This is a genomic window from Roseateles sp. P2_H4 (assembly GCF_056403315.1).
Map to the genome: position 1 here is coordinate 109,852 of NZ_JBFUFR010000013.1, position 26,258 is coordinate 136,109.

21 protein-coding genes are annotated in these 26,258 nt (G+C 69.1%); 9 read left to right on the top strand and 12 right to left on the bottom strand.

Features of this window, described 5'->3' with window-relative positions:
- The first annotated feature begins 65 nt into the window (after positions 1-65).
- Genes AC1DW3_RS12100 through AC1DW3_RS12110 form a run of 3 tightly spaced genes read left to right on the top strand, consistent with a single transcriptional unit; the run spans position 66 to position 7,071 of the window.
- On the top strand, positions 66-2,219 hold the full coding sequence (locus AC1DW3_RS12100; RefSeq protein ID WP_477931554.1) for a CHAT domain-containing protein: 2,154 nt from the start codon (positions 66-68) through the stop codon (positions 2,217-2,219).
- On the top strand, positions 2,216-5,482 hold the full coding sequence (locus tag AC1DW3_RS12105) for a beta strand repeat-containing protein (RefSeq protein WP_477931555.1): 3,267 nt from the start codon (positions 2,216-2,218) through the stop codon (positions 5,480-5,482). The genes AC1DW3_RS12100 and AC1DW3_RS12105 overlap by 4 nt, the downstream gene beginning before the upstream one ends.
- The gene (locus AC1DW3_RS12110) at positions 5,482-7,071 is read left to right on the top strand and encodes a ShlB/FhaC/HecB family hemolysin secretion/activation protein (RefSeq protein ID WP_477931556.1); all 1,590 of its coding nucleotides are present in this window, start codon (positions 5,482-5,484) and stop codon (positions 7,069-7,071) included. The genes AC1DW3_RS12105 and AC1DW3_RS12110 overlap by 1 nt, the downstream gene beginning before the upstream one ends.
- An 18-nt stretch (positions 7,072-7,089) precedes the next feature.
- Here AC1DW3_RS12110 and AC1DW3_RS12115 read toward each other — a convergent pair whose 3' ends face one another.
- From AC1DW3_RS12115 to AC1DW3_RS12130, 4 genes are read right to left on the bottom strand one after another with little or no spacing between them, the layout of a single operon-like run.
- Positions 7,090-7,344, bottom strand: coding sequence for a hypothetical protein (locus tag AC1DW3_RS12115; protein ID WP_477931557.1), 255 nt, complete (start codon positions 7,342-7,344; stop codon positions 7,090-7,092).
- Positions 7,341-8,198 carry a YbgC/FadM family acyl-CoA thioesterase gene (locus tag AC1DW3_RS12120; RefSeq protein WP_477931558.1) on the bottom strand — a complete coding sequence of 286 codons (858 nt, stop codon included), beginning with the start codon at positions 8,196-8,198 and terminating at the stop codon, positions 7,341-7,343. Before AC1DW3_RS12120 ends, AC1DW3_RS12115 begins: the two co-directional genes overlap by 4 nt.
- On the bottom strand, positions 8,195-9,091 hold the full coding sequence (locus tag AC1DW3_RS12125; protein WP_477931559.1) for an alpha/beta hydrolase: 897 nt from the start codon (positions 9,089-9,091) through the stop codon (positions 8,195-8,197). Before AC1DW3_RS12125 ends, AC1DW3_RS12120 begins: the two co-directional genes overlap by 4 nt.
- 26 nt (positions 9,092-9,117) lie before the next feature.
- On the bottom strand, positions 9,118-10,815 hold the full coding sequence (locus AC1DW3_RS12130) for a S10 family peptidase (protein WP_477931560.1): 1,698 nt from the start codon (positions 10,813-10,815) through the stop codon (positions 9,118-9,120).
- A 60-nt stretch (positions 10,816-10,875) separates the two neighbouring features.
- On the opposite strand from AC1DW3_RS12130, the gene AC1DW3_RS12135 reads away from it, so the two are divergent.
- Positions 10,876-12,015, top strand: a complete 1,140-nt coding sequence (locus tag AC1DW3_RS12135) for an iron-containing alcohol dehydrogenase (protein WP_477931561.1) — start codon at positions 10,876-10,878, stop codon at positions 12,013-12,015.
- Between the two features lie 129 nt (positions 12,016-12,144).
- On the top strand, positions 12,145-13,695 hold the full coding sequence (locus AC1DW3_RS12140) for a methyl-accepting chemotaxis protein (protein WP_477931562.1): 1,551 nt from the start codon (positions 12,145-12,147) through the stop codon (positions 13,693-13,695).
- Here AC1DW3_RS12140 and AC1DW3_RS12145 read toward each other — a convergent pair.
- Together AC1DW3_RS12145 and aceA are read right to left on the bottom strand one after the other, a co-directional pair.
- Positions 13,692-14,432: a hypothetical protein gene (locus AC1DW3_RS12145; RefSeq protein ID WP_477931563.1), complete on the bottom strand. Its 741-nt coding sequence runs from the start codon at positions 14,430-14,432 to the stop codon at positions 13,692-13,694. The genes AC1DW3_RS12140 and AC1DW3_RS12145 overlap by 4 nt on opposite strands.
- A gap of 197 nt (positions 14,433-14,629) precedes the next feature.
- Positions 14,630-15,928 (bottom strand): isocitrate lyase, encoded by a 1,299-nt coding sequence (gene aceA / locus AC1DW3_RS12150; RefSeq protein ID WP_477931564.1) that lies wholly within the window; start codon positions 15,926-15,928, stop codon positions 14,630-14,632.
- Between the two features lie 276 nt (positions 15,929-16,204).
- Between aceA and AC1DW3_RS12155 the strand changes: the two genes are divergently transcribed.
- Together AC1DW3_RS12155 and AC1DW3_RS12160 are read left to right on the top strand one after the other, a co-directional pair.
- The gene (locus AC1DW3_RS12155; RefSeq protein WP_477931565.1) at positions 16,205-16,756 is read left to right on the top strand and encodes a GNAT family N-acetyltransferase; all 552 of its coding nucleotides are present in this window, start codon (positions 16,205-16,207) and stop codon (positions 16,754-16,756) included.
- 30 nt (positions 16,757-16,786) lie between these two features.
- Positions 16,787-16,936, top strand: coding sequence for a hypothetical protein (locus AC1DW3_RS12160; RefSeq protein ID WP_477931566.1), 150 nt, complete (start codon positions 16,787-16,789; stop codon positions 16,934-16,936).
- Between the two features lie 49 nt (positions 16,937-16,985).
- On the opposite strand, the gene AC1DW3_RS12165 is transcribed toward AC1DW3_RS12160, so the two are convergent.
- From AC1DW3_RS12165 to queG, 6 genes are all read right to left on the bottom strand, one after another.
- Positions 16,986-17,588: a MarC family protein gene (locus tag AC1DW3_RS12165; RefSeq protein WP_477931567.1), complete on the bottom strand. Its 603-nt coding sequence runs from the start codon at positions 17,586-17,588 to the stop codon at positions 16,986-16,988.
- A 24-nt stretch (positions 17,589-17,612) separates the two neighbouring features.
- Positions 17,613-19,982, bottom strand: a complete 2,370-nt coding sequence (locus tag AC1DW3_RS12170; protein WP_477931568.1) for a TonB-dependent receptor plug domain-containing protein — start codon at positions 19,980-19,982, stop codon at positions 17,613-17,615.
- Between the two features lie 147 nt (positions 19,983-20,129).
- On the bottom strand, positions 20,130-21,008 hold the full coding sequence (gene xerD / locus AC1DW3_RS12175; RefSeq protein WP_477931569.1) for a site-specific tyrosine recombinase XerD: 879 nt from the start codon (positions 21,006-21,008) through the stop codon (positions 20,130-20,132).
- A gap of 215 nt (positions 21,009-21,223) precedes the next feature.
- Positions 21,224-22,198 carry a tripartite tricarboxylate transporter substrate binding protein BugE gene (locus AC1DW3_RS12180; protein WP_477931570.1) on the bottom strand — a complete coding sequence of 325 codons (975 nt, stop codon included), beginning with the start codon at positions 22,196-22,198 and terminating at the stop codon, positions 21,224-21,226.
- A 36-nt stretch (positions 22,199-22,234) separates the two neighbouring features.
- Complete coding sequence (locus tag AC1DW3_RS12185) at positions 22,235-22,846, bottom strand: chalcone isomerase family protein (protein ID WP_477931571.1); 612 nt, start codon at positions 22,844-22,846, stop codon at positions 22,235-22,237.
- Positions 22,843-23,988: a tRNA epoxyqueuosine(34) reductase QueG gene (gene queG / locus AC1DW3_RS12190; RefSeq protein ID WP_477931572.1), complete on the bottom strand. Its 1,146-nt coding sequence runs from the start codon at positions 23,986-23,988 to the stop codon at positions 22,843-22,845. The genes AC1DW3_RS12185 and queG overlap by 4 nt, the downstream gene beginning before the upstream one ends.
- Here queG and tsaE point away from each other — a divergent pair, their 5' ends adjacent.
- Both tsaE and AC1DW3_RS12200 read left to right on the top strand, forming a co-directional pair.
- Positions 23,989-24,456 (top strand): tRNA (adenosine(37)-N6)-threonylcarbamoyltransferase complex ATPase subunit type 1 TsaE, encoded by a 468-nt coding sequence (gene tsaE, locus AC1DW3_RS12195; protein ID WP_477931573.1) that lies wholly within the window; start codon positions 23,989-23,991, stop codon positions 24,454-24,456.
- Positions 24,453-25,841, top strand: a complete 1,389-nt coding sequence (locus AC1DW3_RS12200; RefSeq protein ID WP_477931574.1) for an N-acetylmuramoyl-L-alanine amidase — start codon at positions 24,453-24,455, stop codon at positions 25,839-25,841. The genes tsaE and AC1DW3_RS12200 overlap by 4 nt, the downstream gene beginning before the upstream one ends.
- Positions 25,842-26,258: the final 417 nt, after the last annotated feature.

Genomic DNA, 26,258 nt, shown 5'->3' on the forward strand with positions numbered 1-26,258 from the left:
ACCAGGCCCTGGCCTGAGGTCCCGCAAACGGCTACCCTCGCCCGGACTTCTGGGGGTCGGGCGGCATGAGGGAGATGCTCCGTGGGTTGTGGGTCCTCCTCGCACTCGTTGCGTCGGCCTGCGCCTGCGCCGCTGCGGATGACTTCGAGGCCCGCATCGCCCAGGGCGCGCAGTGGCGCCGCGCCGGGCAGACCCACCAAGCCCTGGCCCTGCTGACRGCCGCCGCCAAGGCCGCCGCAAACCCGCAGCAGCGCATGCGGGCCGCGGCGGAACTGGGCCTGACGCTGGCCCAGGAGCGCCGCTTCGACGAAGCCCGGGCGGCCCTGACCGAGGCCTACCTACTGGCGCAAGGCGAGCCCCGCGCGGCCTATGCGCTGGAACTGGGCCGGCTGGCCGCCCGCGATCGTGACGCCGCCGCAACAAGCTATCTGGCCGAGGCTGCACGCTCGGGCGACGCGCGCGTGCGCCTGGCCGCGGCACTGAACCTGGCCCTCATCGCGCCCGAAGCCCAACGCCTGCCGGCCCTGCAGGCCCTGGCCCCCGCGGTCGCGGCCCAGGGCGAAGCCGCGCTGCTCGTCGGCGTCGGTCGCCAGGCCCAGGCTCTCGGGGCCACCGAGCTGGCCTGGCGCAGCCTGGAGCAGGCCCGCCGCGCCGCCGCGCCGGGCAGCCGCGCCCAGCTCGACGCGCTGGACGGCTTGGCCGGCCTCTATGAATCCCAGGGCCGCTTCGCCGAGGCGCTGAGCCTGGATGACGCCGGCCTGGCGGCGCTGGCCGGCCAACCCGTCGCCAGCGTGGGTGAACTGGCCATCGAGCTCGAATGGCGCAATGCGCGCCTCCACAAGGCCCAGGGCCAGGGCGGCGCCGCGCTGGCTGCCTTCCAGCGCGCCGCCGACCGGCTGGAGGCCCTGCGCGCCGACATCCCCATCGAACTGGACGACGGCAGTTCCTCCTACGGCCGCTGGTTCGAGCCCATCTACCTGGGCCTGGCCGAGAGCCTGCTGGACGCCTCCGAGGGCCTGCCGCCCGACCGCGCGGGCGCGCTGCTGCGCCGGGCACGCGACGCGGTGGAGCTGCTGCGCCAGACCGAGATGCAGGACTTCCTCGGCGACCGCTGCGCCGTCGACGCGGTCAAGGGCGGCAGCGCCACCGTCATCCCGGCGGGCACGGCGGTGATCCATGCCGTGCTGCTGCCGCGGCGGCTGGAGCTGCTCGTCGAGACCGCCCAGGGCCTGCGCCGCGTGAGCCAGCCTTTTGCGCGCGAGGACATGCGCGACCTGGCCGGCCGCTTCGCCAAGCAGCTGCGCGACCAGGGCGCCGGCTTCCTGCCGCTGTCTCAGCGGCTCTACGACCGGCTGCTGCGCCCGCTGGAGGGGCTGCTGAACGAGCTGCAGGCCGACACGCTGGTGCTGGTGCCCGACGGTGCGCTGCGCATGGTGCCCTTCGGCGCCCTGCACGACGGCCAGCGTTTCGCCATCGAGAAGTACGCCCTGGGCAGCATGGCCGGGCTGTCGATGACCAACACCACCGCGCCCAAGGCCCAGCTTGCCAGCAATCTGCTGGCCGGCGTGTCCGACTTCGGGCCGGTGGTGGACAAGCTCATGCTGACCCGCACCGGCCAGGATCTGGTCGCCCAGACCGATGGCACGCCGCGCTCGCTGCGCGAGTCCCTGGCCCTGCCGGGCGTGAGCCGCGAGATCACGGCGCTGGGCCGGCTGCTGCCGGGCGAGCAGCTGCTGAACTCGGGCTTCACCGTCGATGCCTTCAGCCGCGCGGCGCGCTCGGGGCGCTATCGCGTCCTGCATGTGGCCTCGCATGGCGTGTTCGGTGGCGATGCGCGCAGCAGCTTCATGCTGGCCTATGACGACCTGCTCACGCTGGACGGTCTGCAGCAGCTGCTGGGCGCCGATGCGCTGCGCCGCCAGCCGCTGGAGCTGCTGACCCTGTCGGCCTGCGAGACCGCCGAGGGCAACGAGCGTGCGCCGCTGGGCATCTCGGGGGCGGCCATCCGCGCTCGCGCCAAGAGCGTGCTGGGCACCCTGTGGCCGGTGGACGACGACGCCGCCGTGGCGCTGATGCAGCGCTTCTACGGCGGCCTGGCCGAGGGCCACACGAGCAAGGCCCAGGCGCTGCGCCAGGCCCAGCGCGAGCTGCTCGCCAAGCCTCAGTTCGCCCACCCCTTCTTCTGGGCGCCCTTCACGCTGATCGGGAACTGGCTGTGAAGTACCTACCGTCCTCTCTCTCATTGGCCCTCGCCTGCGCTGCCCTGCCCGCGCTGGCCCAGATCCGCACCGACGCCAGCCTGGGGCAGTCGGCCCAGACGCTGCAGGGGCCGAGCTATCTGATCACCCAGCAGCTGGGCAAGCTCGCCGGCAGCAATCTCTTCCACAGCTTCCAGACCTTCAACCTCGCCACCGGCGAGTCGGCCACCTTCACGACCAGCACGCCCGGCATCGCCAATGTGATCAGCCGGGTCACCGGCGGCGATGCCTCGCTGATCTACGGCAAGCTGAGCCTGCAGGCCGCATCGGGCACGCCCAGCTTCTTCTTCATCAACCCGGCCGGCGTGCTGTTCGGCGCCGGCACCAGCATCGACGTGCCCGGCGCCTTCCATGTCAGCACGACCGACTCGCTGCGCTTCAGCGACGGCAGCCGCTTCCATGCCGACCTGTCCAAGGCCAGCACGTTCTCGTCGGCCGCACCCGAGGCTTTTGGCTTCCTGGGCGGCAAGCACGGCCTGATCGAGGTGAGGGACGGCGCCGTCATCGCCACCAACCCGCAGCAGGCCATCAGCATCGTTGCAAGCGATATAGCCATCGACCATGCCACCCTGGTCGGCAGCGGCAACGTGAGGCTCGCGGCCGTGGGTGCCCAGGCCATGGACCTCGGCTTGAGCGGTGCCACGCCCGGTCTTTCGGGCCTCATCGTGCTCAGCAATGATGCCCTGGTCGGTGCCTCCAACCTCGGCGGCCAGGACGCCGGCCTCATCAGCCTCAGCGCCGGCACCATCGCCCTGGACGGCGGCGCCAGCGTTTCCAGCTTCGCGCGCGCCGGCACCACGGGCAAAGGCGCTGCCGTGCTGCTGCAGGCCACCGACACGCTCGTCCTGAGCAATGGCGGCAACGTCTACACCTCCACCCGTGGCGACGGGGCCGGCGGCACCGTCACCGTGCAGGCGGGCAGCGTCCAGATGGACGGCGGCGGCTACCTCTACACCGACACCCAGCCCGGCAGCCACGGCAACGGCGGCGGCCTGATCGTCAGCGCTCCCCAGGGCCTGTTCCTCACCAACGGCGCCAGCATCAGCTCGGACGTCAATGGCAGCGGCAGCGGCGGCGTCATCGCGCTGACGGCCGGCAGCATCAACCTGGCCACCGGGGCCTATGTGTCCAACTCTGCGCTGTCGGGCACCGGCGACGCCGGCGCCATGTTGCTGACCGCGACCAATGGCATCCGCCTCAACGCCGGCACCAAGCTGCTGTCCTACACCCAAACGTCCGGCCGCACCGGGGCCATCCAGGTCAAGGCCGGCGCAGGTCTGGATCTGGCCGGCGGAGCCTCCATCGCCAACGTGGCCATCGGCCCTGGCGCACGGGCGGGCGACGTGAGCCTGACCCTGGGTGGCGACCTGAGCTTGAGCGCCGGCACCAACATAGTCACCAGCGGCCTGTCCGGCGGCAACGCCGGCAGCATCGCCATCGCGGGTCGCAACCTCAGCCTGTCTGACGGCAGCTACATCTCCAGCGGCTCGCTGGACAACCAGGGTTCGGCCGGCAATGTGCAGCTCACGGCCACCGGCACGGTCAGCCTGAGCGGCGGCTCCTACGTCTCGGCCAACACCTATTCCGACGCCGACGGCGGCGCCATCCAGTTGCGCGCCCAGACCGTCGCCCTGAGCGGCGGCAGCTTCCTCACCAGCACTGCCTTCGAGGGGCGAGGCAATGCCGGCGGCATCGACGTKGCGGCCAGCAACCAGATCACGATGACGGGCGGCGCCTCCATCGGCTCGGGCACGCAGGCAGCAGGACGCGGTGGGCTGGTCAAGGTGGCGGCCCCGAGCATCAGCCTGGGCGGCCAGTCGCTGATCTACACGACGGCAAGCAGCGCGGGCGCGGGCGATGCCGGCAACGTCGAGATCAGCGCACCCACCCAGCTCAAGCTGGACGAAGGCAGCCTGGTCGACAGCAGCAGCTACTCAAAGCTCGGCAATGCCGGCAGCATCTCGGTGACCGCCGGCAGCATCGCGATGGACCATGCCTCGATGGCCAGCCGCAGCGCCCTGCCCGAGGGCAGCGGCCAGGCCGGCGCCATCCGGCTGGTGGCCAGCGGCGCGGTCAGCCTCGCCAACGACAGCCTGATCAGCAGCAGCACGCTGTCGGCCGGCAATGCCGGCCTGGTGCGGGTGGAGGCGGCCTCGATGCTGCTGGACCACGCCAGCCTGCTCAGCCTGGCGGGCACGGGCAGCCGCGGCCGCGGCGGCAATGTGGAGCTGAAGCTGAGCGGTGACCTCAGCGCCCGCTCCGGGTCGCTGGGTACCACCACCTTCGGCAGCGGCGCGGGCGGCACCGTCAACGTGCAGGCGCATGACATCAGCTTCGACGGCGCCCTCGCCGGCATCAGCGCGGCCGCGGCGGTGGGTTCAGGCGGCCAGGTCGGCAGCATCGATGTGCAAGCCAGCGGCCGGCTCAGCCTGAGCAACGGCGCCAGCCTGGGCACCAGCAACGCGGCCACGGTCGCCAACCCCGCCACTCTGCAGCCCAGCCTGCTGAGCGTGCGCGCCGATCAGCTGGCCATGAGCGACGCCGCCATCACCGCCGACGCCAGCGGCAATGTGGCGGCCAGCCGCATCGACATCCGCACCACCAGCGCCGCGCGGCTGCTGCGCAGTGCCGTCTCCACGACGGCCAACGAGGGCAATGGCGGCGCGGTCGCGCTGGACGCCGGCCGCCTGCTGGTGCTGGACAACAGCGTGCTGACCACCTCGGTGCTGGGCCGCCAGGGCAACGGTGGCGACATCGCCGTCAAGGCCGATGTCGCCCTTCTGCGCACCGGCTTCATCCAGGCCAACACCGCGGCGGCCCAGGCCAGCGGCGGGCTGGTGCGGGTGGACGTGCGCAGCCTGGTCGCCAGCGGCAACAGCCTGTTCGTCGGCGGCAACCAGCCGCTGCAGTTCAAGGCCGGTGTGTTCGGGCTCAACGTGATCCAGGCGGCGGCGCCTGATGGCGTCAGCGGCGTGATCGCCATCACCAGCCCGGTGCTGGACCTGTCGGGCAGCCTCAGCGCGCTGGACGCCCGCCCCATCGACACGGGCGGCCTGGGCCGCAACCCCTGCCTGACCAGCGGCGGCAGTTCGCTGGCGGCGGGCGGTCGCGGCGGCCTGCCCGGCTCGATGCGCGGGCTGGTGGGCATCGACGCCCTCGCGACGGCAGGCCCGCGCCCGACCGCACTCACCCTGGCAGCTTTCGCGCCCGGAGCATGCCGTTGATGCGCGCCGTCCTGCTGCTGTTGCTGAGTGCCGGGGCCTTGGCGGCCGAGCCCTCGCTGCCGCCCCTGCCCGCTGACCTGGCAGGCGCCACCGCCGCGCCGCTGCAGGTGTGCGTCGACGCCATCGAGTTCCGCGGCAACCGTGCCATCACCACCGCCGAGCTGCAGGCGCATGCCGCACCGCACGTGGGCCGCGTCAACGGCGTGGACGAACTGGAAGCCCTGCGCCAGCAGCTGACGCGGCTGTATGTGGACCGCGGCTACGTCAACTCCGGCCTGCTGCTGCCGCAGCGCCTGGCCGACGGCGTACTGGTCTTCCAGGTCATCGAGGGCCGGCTGAACGCCGTCGACCTGCGCGGCATGGACGGCCTGCATGAGCGCTACGTCGGCGCCCGGCTGCTGCGCCGCGAGGACGCCATCCTCGACATGGGCCAGATGCGCGACCGCTACCAGTTGCTGCTCGCCGACCCGCAGATCGCGCGCATGAACGCCCGCCTGGTGCCCGGCGAACAACTGGGAGAGGCGCGCCTGGAAGTGGACGTGCAGCGCAGCCGGCCTTGGGGCTTAAGCGTCTTCGCCAACAACTACCGGCCCGCCTCCATCGGCTCGACCGCCGCCGGCGTGGCCGGCACGCTGCGCAACCTCAGCGGCCGGGGTGATCAGTTCGACCTGACGCTGCAGACGCCGGTCGAGCGCGGCGGCCAGGGTGGCCATGGCAGGCTGGACTGGCAACTGCCCCTGGTGACCTGGGGTCTGACCGACACCCAGCTGCAGCTGGGGCTGGAGCGCGGCAGCTCCTCCGTCATCGAGGAGCCGGTCGATCAGCTCGACATCCGCAGCCGCCTCTCCAGCCGTGAGCTGGGCATCAGCCACACCTGGTCCGAAACGCTGGAGCGCAAGCTCGACGGCGGCCTGACCTGGCTCAGCCGCGACAACCGCACCAGCCTGCTCGGCCAGCCCTTCTCCTTCACGCCGGGCGTGCCCGACGGCGAGTTGCGCGAGACGCTGTGGCGCAGTTGGCTGGGCGGTGCCTGGCGCAGCGAGACCCAGGTGCTGGCCCTGCGCGCCAGCTACGCCTGGGGCCACACCAATGTGCAGGACGTGGCGGAGCTGCCGCCGTCGTCCTTGCCCGCCAGGCGCTTCGGGCTCTGGGTCGCCCAGGCCAGCTACACGCGCCAGCTCTTCGACCGCGCGGCTCAGCTGGGCGCCCGCCTGAGCTGGCAGCACACCAGCGACCACCTGCTGCCGCTGGACGCGCTGGCCCTGGGCGGCCTGGGCACGGTGCGCGGCTTCCGCCAGAACCAGCTGGTGCGCGACCGCGGCTGCTTCCTCAATCTGGAGCTGGAGATCCCGCTGCGCCAGGACGCGGCCGACGGCTGGGCCCTGAGCCTCACGCCCTTCCTCGACCTGGGCCGCGCCGCCAACGTCGGCGAGCCGGGCACCACCCTGTCCTCGCTGGGCCTGCAGGCCCGCGCCCGCTGGCAGGGCTGGACGCTGGACCTGGGCCTGGCGCATCGCCTGCAGGGCGCCAAGCTCGGAGCGACGCTGCAGGACCAGGGCGTGCTGCTGCAGCTGGCCTACAAGCTCTGAGGATGTCAGCCGAGAGGCCTACAAAACCCCGTCCTTGAGCCACTCCCAGAACGCATCGCCCCACCGCGTCGCACAGTAGGCCAAGCCGACCGGCACCACGGTGAACAACAGGATGGTTCCAACCTGCCCCAGGCCATGCAGCTTCAGCCATGTCGCGCCGGCAATGCCAAGGCCGAGCAGAAAGCCGCACACGGCCCTGAGCTTGAGTGCAATGGGCTCGGGCTCCGGGTCGGGAAGAAACAGCTTTTCTTCCTCCTGTCTGGGCTTGGTCATAGCGCCCTGACCATCTCCACATGCGCGATACCCGCCTCTTCAAAAGGCTGGCCGCGCCGCTGGAAGCCGGCGCGCAGATAGAAATTCTCGGCCGACAGCTGGGCATGCAGCAGCACCTCGCGGTAACCCTGCTTTCTCGCCTCGGCCATCAGCGCGTCCAGCACCTGGCGGCCGATCTGCGTGCCGCGCATGGAGCGCAGCACCGCCATGCGGCCGATCTTGGCGACGCCGGGCACGTGCTCCAGCATGCGGCCGGTGGCCAAGGGCACGCCGAAGCGGTTGCGCGCCAGTGCGTGCAGGCAGCTCGCGTCGGCGGCATCCCATTCCATGTCGGCCGGGATGCCCTGCTCCTCGATGAAGACCTGGCGGCGGATGGCACCGGCGGCCTCGCCATGCTCTTTCCAGCCGCCCACGCTGACGTCGACAACGCTCTGGCCGGCTTCAAAGCCGTTGATGACGTCGCGCAGCGCGTCGGGCAGGCGCTGGGGTGTCTGCGCGACCGCGTCGGCGAACACGTAGACCATGTCGGCCTGCACCAGCAGCTGGTCGCCACGGAAGAAGGCGCCATCGACCTTCATCGAGCTGTTGCCGAACTCGCGGCAGCGCACGCCGATGTCCAGGCGGTCGTCATAGCGGGCCGAGGCGAGGTAGTCCAGCGCGGCGCGGCGCACGAAGAGGTCGCCGCCGAGCATCTTCATCGTGTCGGCATAGGGCAGCGCCAGTGCGCGCCAGTAGCCGCTGATGGCCGTGTCCATATAGGTCAGGTAGTGGCCGTTGAAGACGATGCCCTGGGCATCGATCTCGGCCCAGCGCACGCGCAGTGGCTCGAGGAAGCGGAAGTCCTGGCGTTTCATGGCTGGAGGTGTTCCTTGATGGCCGCGGCACAGAAGTCCAGGGCCGTGAGAGCCTCGGGCAGGCTGCGGCCCATCTTGATGAAGTCGTGGGTGACGCCGCGCGCGAGTTCGAGCTGCACCGGCACGCCGGCGGCGCGCAGCACGTCGGCATAGGCCAGGCCCTCGTCCACCAGCGGGTCGGCCTCGGCCAGCAGCACGGCGGCGGGCGCCAGGTCGCTGTGGTCCTCGGCGTGCAAAGGCGCGAAGCGCCAGTCGCGGCGCTGGTCTGGGTCGATGTAGTGGCTGAAGAACCACTCGATGCTCATCGCGTCAAGCAGATAGCCCTCGGCGAAACGACGATGCGAGTCATGGCTCATGTCGCTGTCGGTCCCTGGCGTGATGAGCAACTGCAGCGCCAGCGGCAGCCCGCGATCGCGCGCGAAGAAGGCCGCGCTGGCGGCCAGCGTGCCGCCGGCACTGTCGCCGCCGACGCCCATGCGGCTGCCGTCCAGGCCCAGCGTCGATGCCTGGTCGTGCAACCAGGCCAGGCCGGCCCAGGCATCGTCGACGGCGGCCGGGAACCGGTGCTCGGGCGCGAGGCGGTAGTCCAGGGCCAGCACCGCCGCGCCGCTGCGCTGGCTGAGCTGGCGGCACAGGCTGTCGTGTGTCTCCAGGTCACCGATGGTGAAGCCGCCGCCATGCAGATAGAGCAGCACGGGCAGCTTGTCGGCGCTGGGTGCATACAGGCGCGCCGGGCGGCCGGCGGCTTCGAGGTCTTCGACGCGGGCCAGCGGCGCGCGTGGCAGGTCCAGGATCTCGGCGCCCATGCGGTAGGCCAGGCGGGCCTCGCGCGGCGTCAGCGAGTGGAACGGTGGCCGCTTGGCGCGCTGGATGCGCGTCAGCAGTTCGGCCATGCGGGGAGAAAGCGGGCTCGGATCGGTCATCGGGCCCGCATTGTCGGCGGCACCCAGGGGTCGCGCAGCGGCGCCTGGAAGGCGCTCTCGTGGGTCGGCGCCACGCTGCCCGGCAGCTGCGGCACACCGGCGCGGTCGACGGCCACGGCGGGCCGGGCTTGCTGCGCACGCCGCTCGGGACCGAGGTCGGCCGCCGCGCGCAGGGCCAGCGTGTTGGCGTAGAAGGCCTTGAGGTCGGCGAGCTGGGCGGCGCGGGTGGCATCGTCCAGATAGCTCATGTGGCCGCCGGGGTAGTTGCGGATTTTCACGCGGCTGGCGTCCACGCGGGCCAGGTCACTCTCGGTCAGGTGGAAGGGCGTGGCCAGGTCGTGATAGCCGCTGATGGCGAGCACGCGCAGGCGCGCGTTCTGGGCCAGGGCCGCGGACAGGTCCGGCAAGGTGTCGGGCAAGGGCCGGCCGGCATGGGCGAAGTTCCAGAAGTTGATGGCATTGCTCAGCACGACATAGGTGGAGCTGTTGCGGTAGCCAAGGTGATCACGCAGATGGGTCGCGATGCCGGTGGCGAAGCTGTCGCTGATCCAGGTGCTGGACACGTCGCCGTCGGCCGCGAGGGCACTGCCGATGGCCGCCTTCATGCGGCCGTCGTAGCGGCCGAGCTGCTGGCCCGAGATCAGCCAGATGCGGAAGTTGTCGGCCGACACATTGAGGCTGTTCTGCCACCGCGCCGCAGGCAGACCGGTCAGGTCGGCCAGTGGCTGCCAGATCGCCGGCGTCGGCGCCCCGGCGAGCCAGGCCTGCAGGGCCCCCGTGTAGACCTGGTCGGCGTAGACCCGCGCCTGCGCCGCCCAGGCATTCGTGTCGGCCGGTATCGGTTGGGTCAGGCGGTGGAAGGCGCCGACGGTGGCGAGGCTGGGCAGGAAGCCGCCGCAACCCTGGGCCACGGTGATGCCGCAATTGCTGTTGTAGTCCATGGCTGGCGACTGCAGCACCACACCTTCGAGCATGACGCCGGCCTCCTGCAGCCGGCGCGCCAGCACGGCCGTGCGTGGGCCGCCATAGCTTTCGCCATAGAGGTATTTGGGCGAGGCGGCGCGGCTGTTGACGGCCAGATAGCGCTGGATGAAGTCGCGGAACAGCGCCGCGTCGCTGTCCACGCCCCAGAAGTCGCGGTTGGTGAAAGGGGTGATGGCCTGGGAGTAGCCGGTGCCCACCGCGTTGATGAAGACGAGGTCGGTCTGTCCGAGCAGGTGCTCGGCGTTGTCGATCATCGGGAAGGGCCGCGCCGCCGTCGTGTCGGGGGCATTGCTGACCAGGCGCTTGGGGCCGAAGCTGCCGAGCTGCAGCCACACCGAGGCCGAGCCGGGGCCGCCGTTGTAGAAGAAGGTGACGGGCCGGGTCGCGGCGTCGGCGCCGGGCAGCGTGTAGGCGACGTAGAACACCGAGGCCTCGGCGGCACCCGCTGCGTCGCGTGCGATCAGGTGGCCGGCGGTGGCCGTGTAGCTCAGCGTCTGGCCATTGGCCGTCAATGTCTGCGTGCTGACCGCGGCAGCCTCGACGGCGCCCGTCAGCGACGCATCGGCCGCCGAGGAATAGACCGTCGCGTCGGTCAGCCCGGGCTGGTTGTCGACCGGCGGCGTCACCGGCGGTGATGCGCCCCCTCCCCCACCGCCGCCACAGGCGGCGAGAACGAGGGAGAGCAGCAGGGTCGAGGTAGTCGCACGCATGACGGCAAGTCTAGACATGCGGCACTACCATGAGGAAAGACATTGTGTGGAGAAAGCGCCGTGGCCCAGATCCTCTACCTGACCCGCATCGAGCTCGAGTTCGGCGCCAGCCGCTTGCTGCCCGCCGAATGCGAGCGCATCGGCATCCGCCGCCCCCTGGTTGTCACCGATGCCGGCGTGCGAGCTGCCGGCGTGCTGGACGAAGCCCTGGCGGCCTTCGAAGTCAAGCCGCCCGTCTTCGACCGCACGCCCGCCAACCCGACCGAAGCCGCCGTGCGGCTGGCGGTGGCGGTGGCCCGGGAGTTCGACTGCGACGGTCTCATCGCCATCGGCGGCGGCTCCAGCATGGACCTGGCCAAGGGCGTGGCCATCGCCGCCACGCACGAGGGGCCGCTGAAGAGCTACGCCACCATCGAGGGTGGCGCCGTCAACATCAGCCCCCGGGTGCTGCCGCTGATCGCGGTGCCCACCACCGCCGGCACCGGCAGCGAGGTGGCGCGCGGCGCCATCCTCATCGTGGATGACGGCCGCAAGCTGGGCTTCCACAACTGGGAGCTGCTGCCCAAGGCTGCCATCTGCGACCCGGCACTGACGTTGAAGCTGCCGCCCGCCCTGACGGCCGCCACCGGCATGGACGCCATCGCGCACTGCATCGAGACCTTCCTCGCGCCGGCCTTCAACCCGCCGGCCGACGGCATCGCGCTGGAGGGCCTGCGCCGCGGCTGGCAGTCCATCGAGCGCGCGACGCGCGACGGCCAGGATCGCGACGCCCGCATGGACATGATGTGCGCCAGCGTGCATGGCGCCATGGCCTTCCAGAAGGGCCTGGGCGCCGTCCATTCGCTGAGCCATGCGCTGGGTGGCCTCAACCCGCGCCTGCACCACGGCACCTTGAACGCCGTCTTCCTGCCCGCCGTCATCCGCTTCAACGCCGAGGCCGACAGCGTGCGGCGCGACCGGCGCATCGAACGGCTGGCCCAGGCCATGAACCTGGCCGGCAGCGATGCCGACGCGGTGGCCAATGCCATCACGGTGATGAACGCCCGTCTCGGCCTACCGGCAGGCTTGGCCGCCATGGATGTCGGCCCTGACCTGGACGACCGCATCATCGAGCGCGCGCTGGTCGACCACTGCCACAAGACCAATCCGCGCATCGCGACCTCCGACGAGTACCGGAGCTTGCTGGCGGCCTCGCGCTGAACATCGTTTTCAACGCAGGGAGCGTGACCGAAGTCCCAGTTTGAAGCCGACACGGCTTGTAACGTCGCACTAGCATCCCCTGTTGCCCGCGCGCCTGCGCGACATAGAGATGAGAGGACTGGAGACATCATGAACAAGCTATCCATCGGCAAACGGTTGGCAGCCGGTTTTGCGCTGGTGCTGGCGCTGGCCGCCTGCGTGATTGCATTGGCTTCGTGGCGGTTGGCCTCGACGGCCGCGGCCACGCGCCAGATGATGGACGAGCCGCTGGCCAAGGAGAGGCTGATCTCCGACTGGAACCGCAACATCAATTCCGGCGTGCGCCGCACCATGGCCATCGCCAAGAGCTCCGACGCCTCCCTGGTGGAGCTGTTCAAGGACGACCAGGCCTTGTCCACCAAGACCTCCAGCGAGATGCAGGACAAGCTGAAGACGCTGATCCGCTCGCCCGAGGAGCAGGCGCTGTTCGACGCCGTCGGCAAGGCGCGCAAGGTCTATATCGATTCGCGCGACGAGATCGTCAAGCTGAAGAAGGACGGCCAGGCCGAGGCCGCCGACAAGCTGCTGATGGACGTCTTCGTGCCCGGCTCCAAGGTCTATCTGGCGCGCATGCAGGAGTTCCTGGACTACCAGCGCAAGGCCATCGACCAGACCGCGGCCGGCATCGACGCCGCCAACGGCAACGGCCGCATGCTGCTGCTGGGCTTCGGCCTGGCCATGCTGGCCCTGGGCGTGGCGGCGGCCTGGACCATCACGCGCAGCATCACGGTGCCGCTGGCGGCGGCCAACGAGCTGGCCGAGCGCGTCGCGGACGGCAATCTGATGCGCTCGGGCCAAGGTCAGACGGCGCGCTCCGACGAGATCGGCAAATTGCAGACGACGCTGCGCCGCATGCGCGAAACGCTGGCCCAGACCATCGGCAGCATCCGTGATTCGGCCGAGTCCATCGGCACCGCGTCGGCCGAGATCGCCAGCGGCAACCAGGACCTGAGCGCGCGCACCGAAAAGGCGGCCTCCAGCCTGGAAGAGACGGCCAGCGCCATGGAACAGCTGACCGGCACCGTGCAGAACTCGGCGGCGTCGGCCGGCCAGGCGAATTCGCTGGCCGTGTCGGCCGCCAGCGTCGCCCAGAAGGGTGGCGAGGTCGTGGCCCAGGTGGTGAACACCATGGACGAGATCAACACCAGCTCGCGCAAGATCGCCGACATCATCGGTGTCATCGACGGCATCGCCTTCCAGACCAACATCCTGGCGCTGAATGCGGCCGTCGAGGCGGCCCGCGCCGGCGAACAGGGCCGCGGCTTCGCCGTCGTGGCGGGCGAGGTGCGCTCGCTGGCCGGCCGCTCGGCCGATGCAGCCAAGGAGATCAAGAGCCTGATCGGCAGCAGCGTCGAGCGCGTGGAAGCCGGCTCGCGCCTGGTGGCCGAGGCGGGCAAGACCATGAACGAGCTCGTCGGCGCCGTGCAGCGCGTCAAGGACATCATGGGCGAGATCACGACCGCGACGGCCGAGCAGTCCGACGGCATCGCGCAGGTCAATATCGCCATCGCCCAGCTCGACCAGGTCACGCAGCAGAACGCCGCGCTGGTCGAGGAATCGACGGCCGCGGCCGAAAGCCTGCGCGAGCAGGCGGCGACGCTCAACGGCGCCGTCGGGACCTTCCAGGTCGCCCGGCGCTAGTCGCCGCCACCGCCACCGCAGCTCGACCCGCAGCTGCTGCCGCCGCCGTCCGAGCTGCTGGTGTCGCAGCTGCTGCCGGCGTCCGAGCTCCAACTGCTGCCGCAGCTGCTGCCGCTGTCGCTGCTCTGGCGCCGGCGCAGCGCGCTCGCCAGCTCCGACTGGGTGACCAGGCCCAGGGCCACCAGGGCGGCGCCGCCCATGGCCGCGTGCATCACGACATCCCCGCAGGGCTTGCCGAAGCCATCGATCTGGCGGTGCGCCAGCGTGCCCTGCTGATAGCCGTAAGCCCAGCCCGTGGGCAGGCGCAGCAGCCCGTCGAGGGCAAAAAGCAGCGGTAGCTTGGGTCCGAGCAGTTCCAGGCCTTCGCTGCGGCAGGCACCCGTCCAGGAGCGAGCCAGGCAGTCCTCCAGGGGAGCCCCCAGCTCCGCGCCCTCGCGGTGCTCGACGACACGGCCGAAGTAGCGCTGCTGCCAGTCCGCCAACCCGGCCGGGTCCAGCTTCAGCCAGACATGCCAGACCGAATCGGCCGCCTTGCTGGGCAGGGCGCAAGCCCCCTGCTCCCGTTGCAGTCGGCAGGCCTCGAAGAACTGCGCGAGGCCCAGCGAGCAGCGCAGCCAGGCACCGTCGTCGGTGGCAAGGCCAGGTAATTCGTCGGGTGCGTGATGGGCCCAGGCGGCGCGGATGGCGGGAGGAATCTGCTCGGCCGCGACGGTGGCCGGTGGGCAGCACTTGCGCAAGGCCTCACGGCGGCTGGTTTCACGCCGCTGCCCCCACCAGGAGCCGAGCCGGAACGCGAGACTGAACTTTGTATTTGTTGTTGTGTTCATGGCGCGCAGTCTGTGACGCAAGTATGACGCGCAGATGACAAAGAAAAAGGCCCGCCGAAGCGGGCCGTAAAAGTCAGGAGTTGACGTTCCGACTGTGATTGCTCGTATTAACCGTGCTTGGCATCGAAGAACTGTTCGTCTTCCGTCGAGCCCTTCAAGGCGGCCGTCGAGGCATTGGCCTCGATGGTCGTCGTGACGGCGTCGAAGTAGCCGGTGCCGACTTCGCGCTGGTGCTTGACGGCGGTGAAGCCCTTCTCGGCGGCAGCGAATTCCTTCTCCTGCAGTTCGACGAAGGCGCTCATCTGGTGGCGGGCATAGCCGTGGGCCAGTTCGAACATCGAGTAGTTCAGGCTGTGGAAGCCGGCCAGCGTGATGAACTGGAACTTGTAGCCCAGCGCACCCAGCTCGCGCTGGAACTTGGCGATGGTCGCGTCGTCGAGGTTCTTCTTCCAGTTGAACGACGGCGAGCAGTTGTAGGCCAGCAGCTTGCCGGGGAACTTGGCGTGGATGGCGTCGGCGAAGGCCTTGGCGAAGGCCAGGTCGGGCTTGCCGGTCTCGCACCAGATCAGGTCGGCATAGGGCGCATAGGCCAGGCCGCGGCTGATGGCCTGGTCCAAGCCGTTCTTGGTGCGGTAGAAGCCTTCGACCGTGCGCTCGCCGGTGCAGAAGGGCTTGTCGTTGTCGTCGATGTCGGCGGTGACGAGGTCACCGGCTTCGGCGTCAGTGCGGGCGACCAGCAGCGTGGGCGTGCCCATCACGTCGGCGGCCAGGCGGGCGGCGACGAGCTTGGCGACGGCTTCGCGGGTGGGGACGAGCACCTTGCCGCCCATGTGGCCGCACTTCTTGGCGCTGGCCAGTTGGTCTTCGAAGTGCACGCCCGCGGCGCCAGCTTCGATCATGGCCTTCATCAGCTCGAAGGCGTTCAGCACGCCGCCGAAGCCGGCTTCCGCGTCGGCCACGATGGGGGCGAAGAAGTCGATGTCGTCCTTGCCTTCGCTCCACTGGATCTGGTCGGCGCGCTGGAAGGTGGCGTTGATCTTCTTGACGACCTTGGGCACCGAGTCCACCGAGTACAGCGACTGGTCGGGGTACATCTCGCCATTGCTGTTGGCGTCACCGGCGACTTGCCAGCCCGACAGATAGATGGCCTTCAGGCCGGCCTTGACCTGCTGCATGGCCTGGTTGCCGGTCAGGGCGCCCAGCGCGTTGACGAAGGGTTCGCTGTTCACCAGGCCCCAGAGCTTCTCGGCGCCGCGCTTGGCCAGCGTGTGCTCGATCTCGATGGAGCCGCGCAGGCGCACGACGTCGGCGGCGCTGTAGCCGCGGGTGATGCCCTTCCAACGGGGGTTCTCGGCCCAGTCTTTTTCAAGGGCGGCGATCTGTTGGTCACGGGTGAGGCGGGTCATGCAGTACTCCTTTGAAACATCGAAAACCGATGCCGCAAGACTAGGCCTTGAGCCCCGCCTTGTGAAGACCCGAGTCTTATATAAGACAAAAAACTTTCTCTTTACAAAACAACAGCTTGCATTTGTATTTTCAAATCACGAAAGGCAATTCACCATAATGAGAAATCATGCGGCGGTGCAGCATGCGTGATTTTCACCATTTGAAAAGTGACTTTCGAATCGTGAGAATCGCTCCCTCCAGAATGCGGCGCTCCGCCACACCACCCACCTTGCTCCATGACGGTTCTGATCACACCGCGGCTGCGCCTCGAGCCCTTGAACGACAGCCATTTCGATGCGCTGCACCGACTCAACAGCGATCCGGTCGTCATGCGCTACATCACCGGCCGACCCGACACGCCGGCGGATACGCAGTCCATGATCGACCGCGTGAAGGCCCGCTGGGCCGAGCTCGGCTATTCCTGGTGGGGCTTCATCCGTCAGGACAACGGCGACCTGATTGGCACCGGCTGCATCCAGCACCTGAACCGCGACCCGGCCGGGCCGCTGGAGACCGGCTGGCGGCTGCGCCAGGACGCCTGGGGCCAGGGCTATGCGAGCGAGGCGGCCCGGCACATGGTGGGCTGGGCTTTCAAGACGCTGAAGCCCGAGCTGGTCTGCGCCGTCTGCCAGCCGGAGAACACGCCCTCCTCCGCCGTCATGGAGAAGATCGGCATGCGCTTCGTTGGCCTGGGCCGCTGGTACGACATGGACTGCAAGCGTTACGACGTCACGGCCAGCGAATGGGCGGCCAGCGCGGCTCGTGCGCGGGTCGAGGCTGAGGCATAGTTCAAATTTTCACCAACCCAGGAGGGACCGATGGCAAACACCGAACAACGCGGCAACAAGATGGCGAAGAAGCCCAAGAAGGACACCGGCCCCGGCAAGGCGGCGGGCTCAGACCGCCCGGTGGCGCCGATGACATCCGTCATGCCCAAGGGCAAGGAAGCCAAGCTGAAGGGCAAATAAGCCCGGCTTGCGGCGGGGCGCGTCGGGAGAAAACCCGACCCAGGAGGCCTCACAGGCCGCCGATGAAGTAGCGCTTCAGCCCCGCCAGCACCATCTCGACCGCGATCGCGGTCAGCACCAGGCCCATCAGCTTCTCGATGGCCGAGACGACCGAGTCACCGAGCAGCTTGCGGATGCGGTCCGCCAGCACGAGGACGAGGCCGGACACCAGCAGCGCGGCGCTGAGTGCACCAATCCAGGCGTAGATGCGGTCAGGCTGGCGTGATGCCAGCAGCAGCACCGTGGCCATGGCCGAGGGCCCGGCCAGCAGCGGCACGGCCAGCGGAAAGATCAAGGGCTCCTTGCCCGGCTCCAGCCCATAGGCCGACTCGCCCGAGCTGCCGAAGATCATGCGGATGGAGATGATCATCAGGATGACGCCGCCGGCCACTTCCAGCGAGCGCTCGGACAGGTGCATGACCTGCAGGAAGCTGTCGCCCAGGAACATGAAGGCGAACAGCACGCAGAAGGCGATGCCCACCTCGCGCAGGGCCACACGCGTGCGGCGCTCCTTGGGCACCGCACGCATGATGGGGATGAAGACGGGCAGGCTGCCGAGCGGGTCGAGCACCAGCAGCAGCAGGATCAGGGCGGAGAGGAAGCTGTGGTCCATCCGCCCGGATTGTCAGCGACTGACTCAGAACCGGTAGTGCATCCGAGCGAAGTAGGACGCGCCATTCAGGCCGAACTGCACGCTGTCGTAGATGAAGCCGTTGTCGGTCTCGAAGTCGTTCTGCTTGGTCGGCTTCACGTTGAAGACGTTGTTGCCGCCGATGCTGAGCTTGAGCGCCGGCGTGGCCTGCCAGGTCAGGCCCAGGTCCATCGACGTCTTGGGCTTGTAGTAGGCATTGGGCTCGCCGCCCGCCGTGCCGGTGAAGGTGCCCAGCGTCTGGCTGCCGAAGTGGATGATCTTGGCCTCGCCCGTCCAGGCGCCCTCGGAGTACTCGAAGCCCAGCGTGGCCTTGGCGCGCGGGCCGCCCTGCTCGATGAAGAGGCGCTCGCGCTCGGACAGCAGCACGTCCTCGAAGCCCTTGAGCGACGCCGGCGCGTTGACGCCGGTGACCTTGGTGCGGCTGATGTTGAGGGCCAGGAAGGTGTTGAGCGTGCCGCCGCCGAGCTTGGCGCGGGTCGAGGCGGTCAGGTCCACGCCGTCGGTCTTGGTGTTGACCGAGTTGACGAAGAACTGCGCCTGGCCGACACCCAGGCCTTGCAGGATGGCACCCAGCGCCGGGTAGTTGTCCTCGTCGAAGCGGCCGGACAGCACGATGCGGTCCTTGATCTTGATCTGGTAGACGTCGACCGTGAACGCCGTGTCGCTGCTGGGCTTGACCGTGACGCCCAGCGTGTAGTTCTTGGACTTTTCCTGCCTCAGGTTGGGCACGCCGGCGGCGGTGGTGATCTTGCTGCCGTTGGGGGCCAGCACCACGTCCAGCGGCTTGCCGCTGATGAAGTCGGTGAAGGTGGACGAGAAATAGAGCTGCTGCAGGCTGGGCGCGCGGAAGCCCGTGCTGGCCGCGCCGCGCAGCAGCACCGCGCTGCCGAACTTGTAGCTGCCGGCCAGCTTGGCGGTCGTGCTGGAGCCGAAGTCGCTGTAGTGCTCGGAGCGGACGGCCGCGTCAACGGTCAGGTTGGGCGTGAAGTTGGCTTCCCAGTCGGCGTAGAGGGCCTGGCTGTTGCGGCTGCGGTTGGTGGCATCGGCCGGCTGGAAGCCCGGGAAGCCCTGGCTACCGGCGTTGCCGCCGAAGCCCACGCCGTCGGCGTCGTTGTAGGAGCCCAGCTCGCCGGCGACGATGTCGTACTTCTCGCGGCGATATTCGGCGCCGAAGGCGATGTTGCTGCCGCCGAGCAGCTCGGGGAAGAAGCGGCTGACGTCGAGGTTGGTCGTCGCCTGGCTGAAGCCGAAGCCACCGGCGTCGAAGCGTGTCGCGCTGACGCCCTTGCCGCCCGCCAGCAGGTCCTTGTTGGCGATGGACGCGTTGATGGTGTTGCTGATGTTGTAGCGCAGCTTGTTGCTGCCATAGGTCTGCGACAGGTCGGTGTCCCAGCCGGCGAAGGTGGACTTCCAGCCGACGATGACATAGCGGTCGGTGATGTCACCGTTGATGAAGGGCACGAAGCCGTTCGGGTACATCGCTGCGGAGTTGCGCGAGGGGATGTCGTCCGAGCCGATGCCGCCACGGGCGAAGGCCGCGGAGGACGCATCGCGGTCCTGGGCGCCGGCCGTCACATAGAGCTTGTCGTCGGACGTCAGCGGGAACTCGCCGTTCAGGTAGACCGTCTTGTTGGTGACCTTGGTGTCGCCAATGATGCGGGGGTTGTCGGCCTCGGCGCGGTTGGAGCGGCCACGGTCCTGCCATTCGCCGGTGATGCCGAGCGTGCCGCCGGCCAGCTTGACGCCGCAGTAGGCGCTGGCGAGGTAGTTCTTGCCGTCACCGGCCGAGTACTGGCCGAAGCCGGCCACGGCCTCGCAGCCGGCCTTCTTCTTCATCTGGATGTTGATGACGCCAGCAATCGCGTCCGAGCCGTACTGGGCCGCCGCGCCATCGCGCAGCACCTGCACGTTGTCGATGGCCAGCAGCGGGATGGAGTTCATGTCGGTGCCCGTCGCGCCGCGGTTGCGGGCGCCGAACAGGTTCACCAGGGCCACCGTGTGGCGGCGCTTGCCGTTGACCAGCACCAGGGTCTGGTCCGAGCCCAGGCCGCGCAGCGCGGCGGAGTCGATCAGGTCGGCGCCGTCAGCGCCAGTCTGGCGCGTTGAGTTGAAGGACGGCGACAGGTACTGCAGCGTCTGCGCCAGGTCGAATTGACCACCACCCTCGGTGGCCTTGCTCATCGAGTAGATGTCCACGGGCACCAGGGTGTCGGTGCTGGAGGCGGCGGGCAGGCTCTTGCGCGAGCCGATGACGGTCACGCGCTCGAGGCTGCCGGTCTCCTGGGCGATGGCAGAGGCGGTGGCAAACAGCGTGATGGCTGCGAGGGCGGTCGGCAGCAGGCGGGTGGCGTGCATGGGTGAACTCCGTGAATCTGATTTGTGATGGCGGCGGAGTTTGCCCCTCGCAGCAGGGGTCGCGAGGGCGGGTGTTGTGGCCTGCCGACAGGTTTGAAACCAACGAAACGATCGAAGCTTCGGTGCAACCCGCCCGCGGGAAAACACTCAGCCGCGCGGATGGTGCTCGGCGTGCAAGGCTTTGAGGCGCTCCCGCGCCACATGGGTGTAGATCTGCGTCGTCGACAGGTCGGCATGCCCCAGAAGCAGCTGCACGGCGCGCAGGTCTGCACCATGATTGAGCAGATGCGTGGCGAAGGCGTGGCGCAGCGTGTGCGGCGACAGCGGCACCGTGATGCCGGCCGCCAGCGCGTGTCGCTTGATCAAGGTCCAGAACATCTGCCGCGTCATGCCGGCGCCGCGGGCCGTCACGAAGAGGTCGTCACTGCTCTGGCCGGCCAGGATGGCGGCCCGGGCCTCGCGCAGATAGCGCGCCATCCAGTCGCGTGCATGCTCGCCAAAGGGCACGAGGCGGGCTTTGCTGCCTTTGCCGGTGACGTGCAGCACCGCGTCCTTGAAGGCGACGTGGGCGCTCTTCAGCGTGACGAGTTCACTGACGCGCAGGCCGCTGGCATACATCAGCTCCAGCATGGCGCGGTCGCGCAGGCCCAGCGGCGTGTCGACGTCGGGCGCCTCCAGCAGCGCGCTGACCTGGGCCTCGCTGAGCAGCTTGGGCACGCGCAGCGGCTGCTTGGCGGCCGTCAGCTTGAGCGTCGGGTCGGCCTGGATGCGCCCCTCGCGCAGCGCCCAGCGGAAATAGCGCTTGAAGACCGACAGCCGCCGGTTGGCACTGGTCGACTTGCCCGCCGGCTTGGCAGCCGCGTACTCGAACAGCTTGAGCTCGCTGCAGGCATCCAGCTCGGTGGGCGCCAGCCAGGCCGCCAGCGCGGCCAGGTCGCGGCGGTAGGCCGCCTGCGTGTTGGCGCTGAGGCCGTCTTCCAGCCAGAGCGCCTCGATGAAACTCTCGATGCCAGAATCAACGGGCATGGCGCACCAGGTATTCGGGCCGAGCGCTGGGCCGCTCCCGAGCCGGCCCGCCATGGCGATGTGCTTGCCGGTCAATCCGGCAAGCATCGCCGTCCCCTCGGGGGCTTCGGCCGGACACGTGGCGCCCAGTGGGCGGCATGTGCCTGCCGAAGCTCTGCGGCCGTTGGCCACAGAGCGGTCCCGGCCAAGGTACTCCTTGGACGAGGGGCTTCAGGTCAATCAAGCTTGAGCTTCTGCTGCGCCACGACCTTCTTGTAGACATCGAACTCCGCCGCGATCTGGGCCGCGAACTGCTCGGGCGTGTTGGCCACGATCAGCGAGCCGGTGTCCTCGATGCGCTTCTTGACGTCGGGCAGCTCCACCGCCTTGCGCACGGCGGCATTGATCTTGTCGACGATGTCGCGCGGCAGGCCCTTGGGCGCATGGATGCCGTAATAGGCCATGCGGTTGACGGGCTCCAGGCCGACTTCCTTGAAGGTCGGCACATTGGGCAGCGAAGCCACGCGCTGCGGCGCGGCGACGACGATGGGGATGAGGCGGCCGTCCTTGATGAAGGGCAAGGCCGACGGCAGGTTGTCGAAGATCATCGGCACCTGGCCGGCCACCGTGTCGTTCAGCGCCGGGCCGGCGCCGCGGTAAGGGATGTGCAGCACGAAGACGCCGGCGAGCGTCTTGTACAGCTCCATCTGCATGTGGCCGATGCCGCCGGTGCCCGAGGTCGCATAGCTGTGCTTGGCCGGGTTCTTCTTGAGCTCGGCCACGAAGCCCTTGTAGTCGCGCGCCGGGAAGCTCGGGTGCACCGCGATGATGTTGGGCGTCGCCGCGATGTTGATGACGGGCGTGAAGTCGGTCAGCGGGTTGTAGGCGATCTTGGGGTTGATGGCGGGGTTGGACGCCGTCGTGGACACCGTGGCCACGCCCAGCGTGTAGCCGTCCGGCGTTGCGCGCGAAATCTCGGTCGCGCCCACCGTGCCGCCGCCGCCCGCCTTGTTGTCGACCACCATGGTCTGCCCCAGGATGGCGTTCATGCGCTCGGAGACGATGCGGGCAATGATGTCGGTCGTGCCACCCGGTGCGAACGGCACGATCAGGCGGATGGGCTTGGTCGGGTAGCCCTGGGCCCAGGAGAGCTGGCTCAAGGGGCTGAGACTGGAGAGCGCGGCGGCTTGGAGGACGGAACGGCGTTGCATGGGGTCGGTCTCCTTGGTTGGTGGGGCGATGCTAGTTCAGGACGACTGCCCCAGCAGGCCGATGCGCAGCCTCGCGTCGCTGTTGTTGTCACCCAGGAAAACCTTCAGGAAGGCCGTGTAGAAGTCCTGGCCCTCGACGGGTTTGCCCCAGACCTTGCCGTTGACCGACAGCACGGTGCCGCCATGGGAAGGCAGGTAGTCGATGTGCAGCAGATCGCCCTTCTTCACGCGCCCCACCTCCGCAATGGCCGTGTTGAACTGCTTCACGCGCTCGGCCACCGCCGCCTTCTCGGCCTCGGTGGAGTTGCGATTGACGCCCTTGCTGATGGCCTTGACGAACTCCTGGGTCGACACGTCCTTCACGAGCGGGATGACGATGCGCATCTCCAGCCGCTTGGGGCCGGCCTGGGCGTAGATGGCGTCGGGGCTGCTCGCCTTCTGCGGCAGGTAGAGCGCCGCCAGGTAGAGCGGGTAGATGGCCACCTGGCGCTTGCCGGTGCCATTCAGGGCCAGCGTGCTGCCATCCAGTTGCAGCGTGTCGGGGAAGTCCTGGCCGTCGTAGCGCACGGCCTGGGCGGGCAGGGAGGCCGCAGCGGCCAGCGCGAGGACAGCCAAGGAAACGAAGGGGCGGCGGAGGGACGACATCATTCAAGGGCTCCAACGGACGGGCCGGACGATAACGCGGCAGACAATTCGGCAGATGACGGCTGGGCCGACAGGGCCCAGGCGATGTGCTCGGCCACCAGCGCATCGGCCCCCTGCCCCGCCAACACCAGAGCCGCGCGCAGGCCGGCATCGTCCCGAACGCGCAACGCGTTGCCCGCCGCGACGGCGAGGTTGCGTTGCCAGCGTGTAAAGCCGATGCGGCGAATGGCCGAGCCTTCGGTACGGCGCAGGAACTCCGCCTCGTCCCAACCCAGCAGCGCGGCAATCGGCGCTCCCGCCATGCCCGGGCGCACGTCGAAGTCGGCCAGCACGGCCGGCTGCGCGAACTTGTTCCAGGGGCAGGCCAGCTGGCAGTCATCGCAACCGTAGATGCGGTTGCCCAGCAGCGGGCGCAGCTCCTCGGGAATGGCGCYGTCGTGCTCGATGGTCAGGTAGGAAATGCAGCGCCGCGCGTCGACGCGGTAGGGCTCGGTGATCGCCGCCGTCGGGCAGACGTCGATGCAGGCCCGGCATTCGCCGCAATGGGCGCTGGTCGCCTCCGTCAGCGGCAGGTCGAGGTCGATGAAGAGCTCGCCGAGAAAGAACATCGAGCCGGCCTCGCGATGCAGCGTCAGCGTGTGCTTGCCGCGCCAGCCCAGGCCCGAGCGCGCGGCCAGCTCCACCTCCAGCACGGGCGCCGAGTCGGTGAAGACGCGATAGCCCAGCGGGCCGACCTCGGCCTCCAGCTTCTCGGCCAGCTTCTGCAGCCGCTGGCGCAGCACCTTGTGATAGTCCCGGCCGCGGGCATAGATCGAGATCTGGGCTTGCTCAGGCGTTGCCAGGCCGGCCCATTCGACCGCCTGCCAGCCCGGCTCGGTGCTGCTCGGAAGATAGTCCATGCGCGCCGTGATGACGCGCAGCGTGCCCGGCACCAGCTCGGCTGGCCGCGCCCTTTTGAGGCCGTGGGCGGCCATGTAGTGCATGCGGCCGTGGTGGCCGGCCTCCAGCCAGGCCTGCAGACCGGGCTCGGCGCTGCTGAGGTCCACGCCGGCCACGGCGATCTGTGAGAATCCCAGCTCATGCGCCCAGCCGCGCAAACGCATCAACAGCGCGGCGGCATCGACAGTGGACGGGACCTCTTGCATTTGTCTGCGATTCTAGAAACCGATCTGCTGTGGCCCGACGAGGCCGCGGCCCAAGTCACCGCCGACGCACTCGCGGCGGCGCTGCTCCCCTCCCCCAACGCCTTGATCGAGCTGCATGGCCCGCTGGGTGCCGGCAAGACGACCTTCGTGCGCCTGCTGCTGCGCGCCCTGGGCGTCGCGGGCCGGGTCAAGAGCCCGAGCTATGCCGTCATGGAGAGCTACGAGCTGCCTGGCGGCATGACGGCAAGCCATTTCGACTTCTACCGCTTTGGCGACCCGCGCGAATGGGAGGATGCCGGCTTTCGCGACGTCTTCGCCGCGCCGGGGCTCAAGCTCTGCGAATGGCCCGAGAAGGCGGCCGGCCAGTTGCCGCCCCCCGACCTGCAGCTCTTCATCGAGCTGATGCCCGACGACAGCCGCCGCGTGCGTGTGGTGGGAATGGCCAAGCTCGTCGAGGCCCTGGCATGAAGCGTCGGGAGACCTTGGGGTTCGTCGCGCTGCTGCTGAAGGCGCCCGACACGCTGGCCGCGACCAGCCAGGCCAGCATCGTCGCCGTGCGCGTCTGGCCGGCACAGGAATACACCCGCGTCACCATCGAGTCCGACCAGCCGCTGGCGGTCAAGCATTTCCTCGTCGACTCGCCCCACCGTCTCGTCATCGACATCGAAGGCCTGGAGCTGAGCCCGGGGCTGCGCGAGCTGATCGGCAAGGTCAAGGCCGACGACCCCTACATCACCGGCGTGCGCGTCGGCCAGAACACGCCCACCGTCGTGCGCATCGTGCTGGACCTGCGCCAGCCCGTGGCGCCGCAGATCTTCACGCTGGCGCCGGTGGCCGCCTACAAGCACCGCCTCGTCTTCGACCTCCACCCCAAGTTCGAGGCCGACCCGCTGCTGGCGCTGGCGCAKGAGCGCGACAAGAAGCCGCCGACGGCTGCCGCGCCCTCCCCGGCCCAGCGCGCCGCGGCCGCGGCCAGCGCCGTCAACGACGCGCTGGGCGATCTGATCCAGAAGATCGAGCGCCCCCCGGCACCGCCTCCGGCCGCCTCGGCCCCGCTGCCGCCGCCGGTCGTGGCCGCCACCAAGCCCGCACCGCCGCCTGCACCGGCTCCAGCGCCCGAGCCCAAGATCGACAGCCTCATCATCATTGCGCTGGACCCGGGCCACGGTGGCGAGGATCCCGGCGCCGTCGGCCCCTCCGGGCTGCGCGAGAAGGACGTGGTGCTGGCCGTCGGCCTCAAGCTGCGCAAGCGGCTCCAGGCCAACCCGAACATCCGCGTGCTGATGACGCGCGACGCCGACTTCTTCGTGCCGCTGCAGGACCGCGTGCACAAGGCGCGCCGCGTGCAGGCCGATCTGTTCGTGTCCATCCACGCCGATGCCTTCTTCACGCCGCAGGCACGCGGCGCCTCGGTCTTCGTCCTCAGCGACGGCGCCGCGACCAGTGCCGCCGCGCGCTGGATGGCCAACCGCGAGAACGCGGCCGACCTGGTCGGTGGCGTCAACGTCGGCGCCGCCACCAAGGACGCCAATGTGTTGCGTGCTCTGCTCGACATGAGCACGACGGCGCAGATCAAGGACAGCCTCAAGCTCGGCGGCGAGGTGCTGGGCCAGATCGGCAAGATCGGCAAGCTGCACAAGGCCAAGGTCGAGCAGGCGGGCTTCGCCGTGCTGAAGGCGCCTGACATCCCCAGCATCCTGGTCGAGACGGCCTTCATCTCCAACCCTGAGGAAGAGAAGAAGCTGCGCGACCCCGACTACCAGGACGAGCTGGTGGACGCGCTGGCCTCGGGCATCGCCAAGTACTTTGCGAAGAACCCGCCGATGGCGAGGAAGCGCAGCACGACGCTGTAAGGTGGGTTGCTTTTGCAGCTGTGCCTTTTGCTCGGTGCATTGCCGGGAGTCCGTCCCGGCGGCCGGGTAACTTTCTTCTGCGGGGCTGAAGAAAGTCACCAAAGAAGAGGCCCTGAACCGCACGCGAGCACCAATTGCGATTGGCACAGCGGCTAACTCACTTCAGCACCATGGGCAGATGCGAACCGCTGCGCTCTCGCGTCTGACTTGTCACGACCGCCATGCATCGCACCAGCAGCCCGTCCGACGCGCGGCTGCACGCCGGGCTCATCAAAACAGCCCAATGCAGCGTCGCTCGGGCGACGCGGCTGTTCGGTATTTGCTGATGAGCCCGGCGTGCTCCCGGCTTTAACTGGCTTGAAGGTCCGATCGCTGGCGCTCTACACAATTCTTGGGCGAGAGCGCAGCGGTTCGCTT

Coding starts and splice junctions, on each gene's coding strand:
- AC1DW3_RS12110 (WP_477931556.1), top strand. CDS start 5,482: ATGCGCGCCGTCCTGCTGCTGTTGCTGAGTGCCGGGGCCTTGGCGGCC.
- AC1DW3_RS12165 (WP_477931567.1), bottom strand. CDS start 17,588: ATGGACCACAGCTTCCTCTCCGCCCTGATCCTGCTGCTGCTGGTGCTC.
- xerD (WP_477931569.1), bottom strand. CDS start 21,008: ATGCCCGTTGATTCTGGCATCGAGAGTTTCATCGAGGCGCTCTGGCTG.
- AC1DW3_RS12170 (WP_477931568.1), bottom strand. CDS start 19,982: ATGCACGCCACCCGCCTGCTGCCGACCGCCCTCGCAGCCATCACGCTG.
- AC1DW3_RS12120 (WP_477931558.1), bottom strand. CDS start 8,198: ATGAAACGCCAGGACTTCCGCTTCCTCGAGCCACTGCGCGTGCGCTGG.
- AC1DW3_RS12155 (WP_477931565.1), top strand. CDS start 16,205: ATGACGGTTCTGATCACACCGCGGCTGCGCCTCGAGCCCTTGAACGAC.
- AC1DW3_RS12125 (WP_477931559.1), bottom strand. CDS start 9,091: ATGGCCGAACTGCTGACGCGCATCCAGCGCGCCAAGCGGCCACCGTTC.
- aceA (WP_477931564.1), bottom strand. CDS start 15,928: ATGACCCGCCTCACCCGTGACCAACAGATCGCCGCCCTTGAAAAAGAC.
- AC1DW3_RS12140 (WP_477931562.1), top strand. CDS start 12,145: ATGAACAAGCTATCCATCGGCAAACGGTTGGCAGCCGGTTTTGCGCTG.
- AC1DW3_RS12185 (WP_477931571.1), bottom strand. CDS start 22,846: ATGATGTCGTCCCTCCGCCGCCCCTTCGTTTCCTTGGCTGTCCTCGCG.
- AC1DW3_RS12160 (WP_477931566.1), top strand. CDS start 16,787: ATGGCAAACACCGAACAACGCGGCAACAAGATGGCGAAGAAGCCCAAG.
- AC1DW3_RS12115 (WP_477931557.1), bottom strand. CDS start 7,344: ATGACCAAGCCCAGACAGGAGGAAGAAAAGCTGTTTCTTCCCGACCCG.
- AC1DW3_RS12180 (WP_477931570.1), bottom strand. CDS start 22,198: ATGCAACGCCGTTCCGTCCTCCAAGCCGCCGCGCTCTCCAGTCTCAGC.
- AC1DW3_RS12130 (WP_477931560.1), bottom strand. CDS start 10,815: ATGCGTGCGACTACCTCGACCCTGCTGCTCTCCCTCGTTCTCGCCGCC.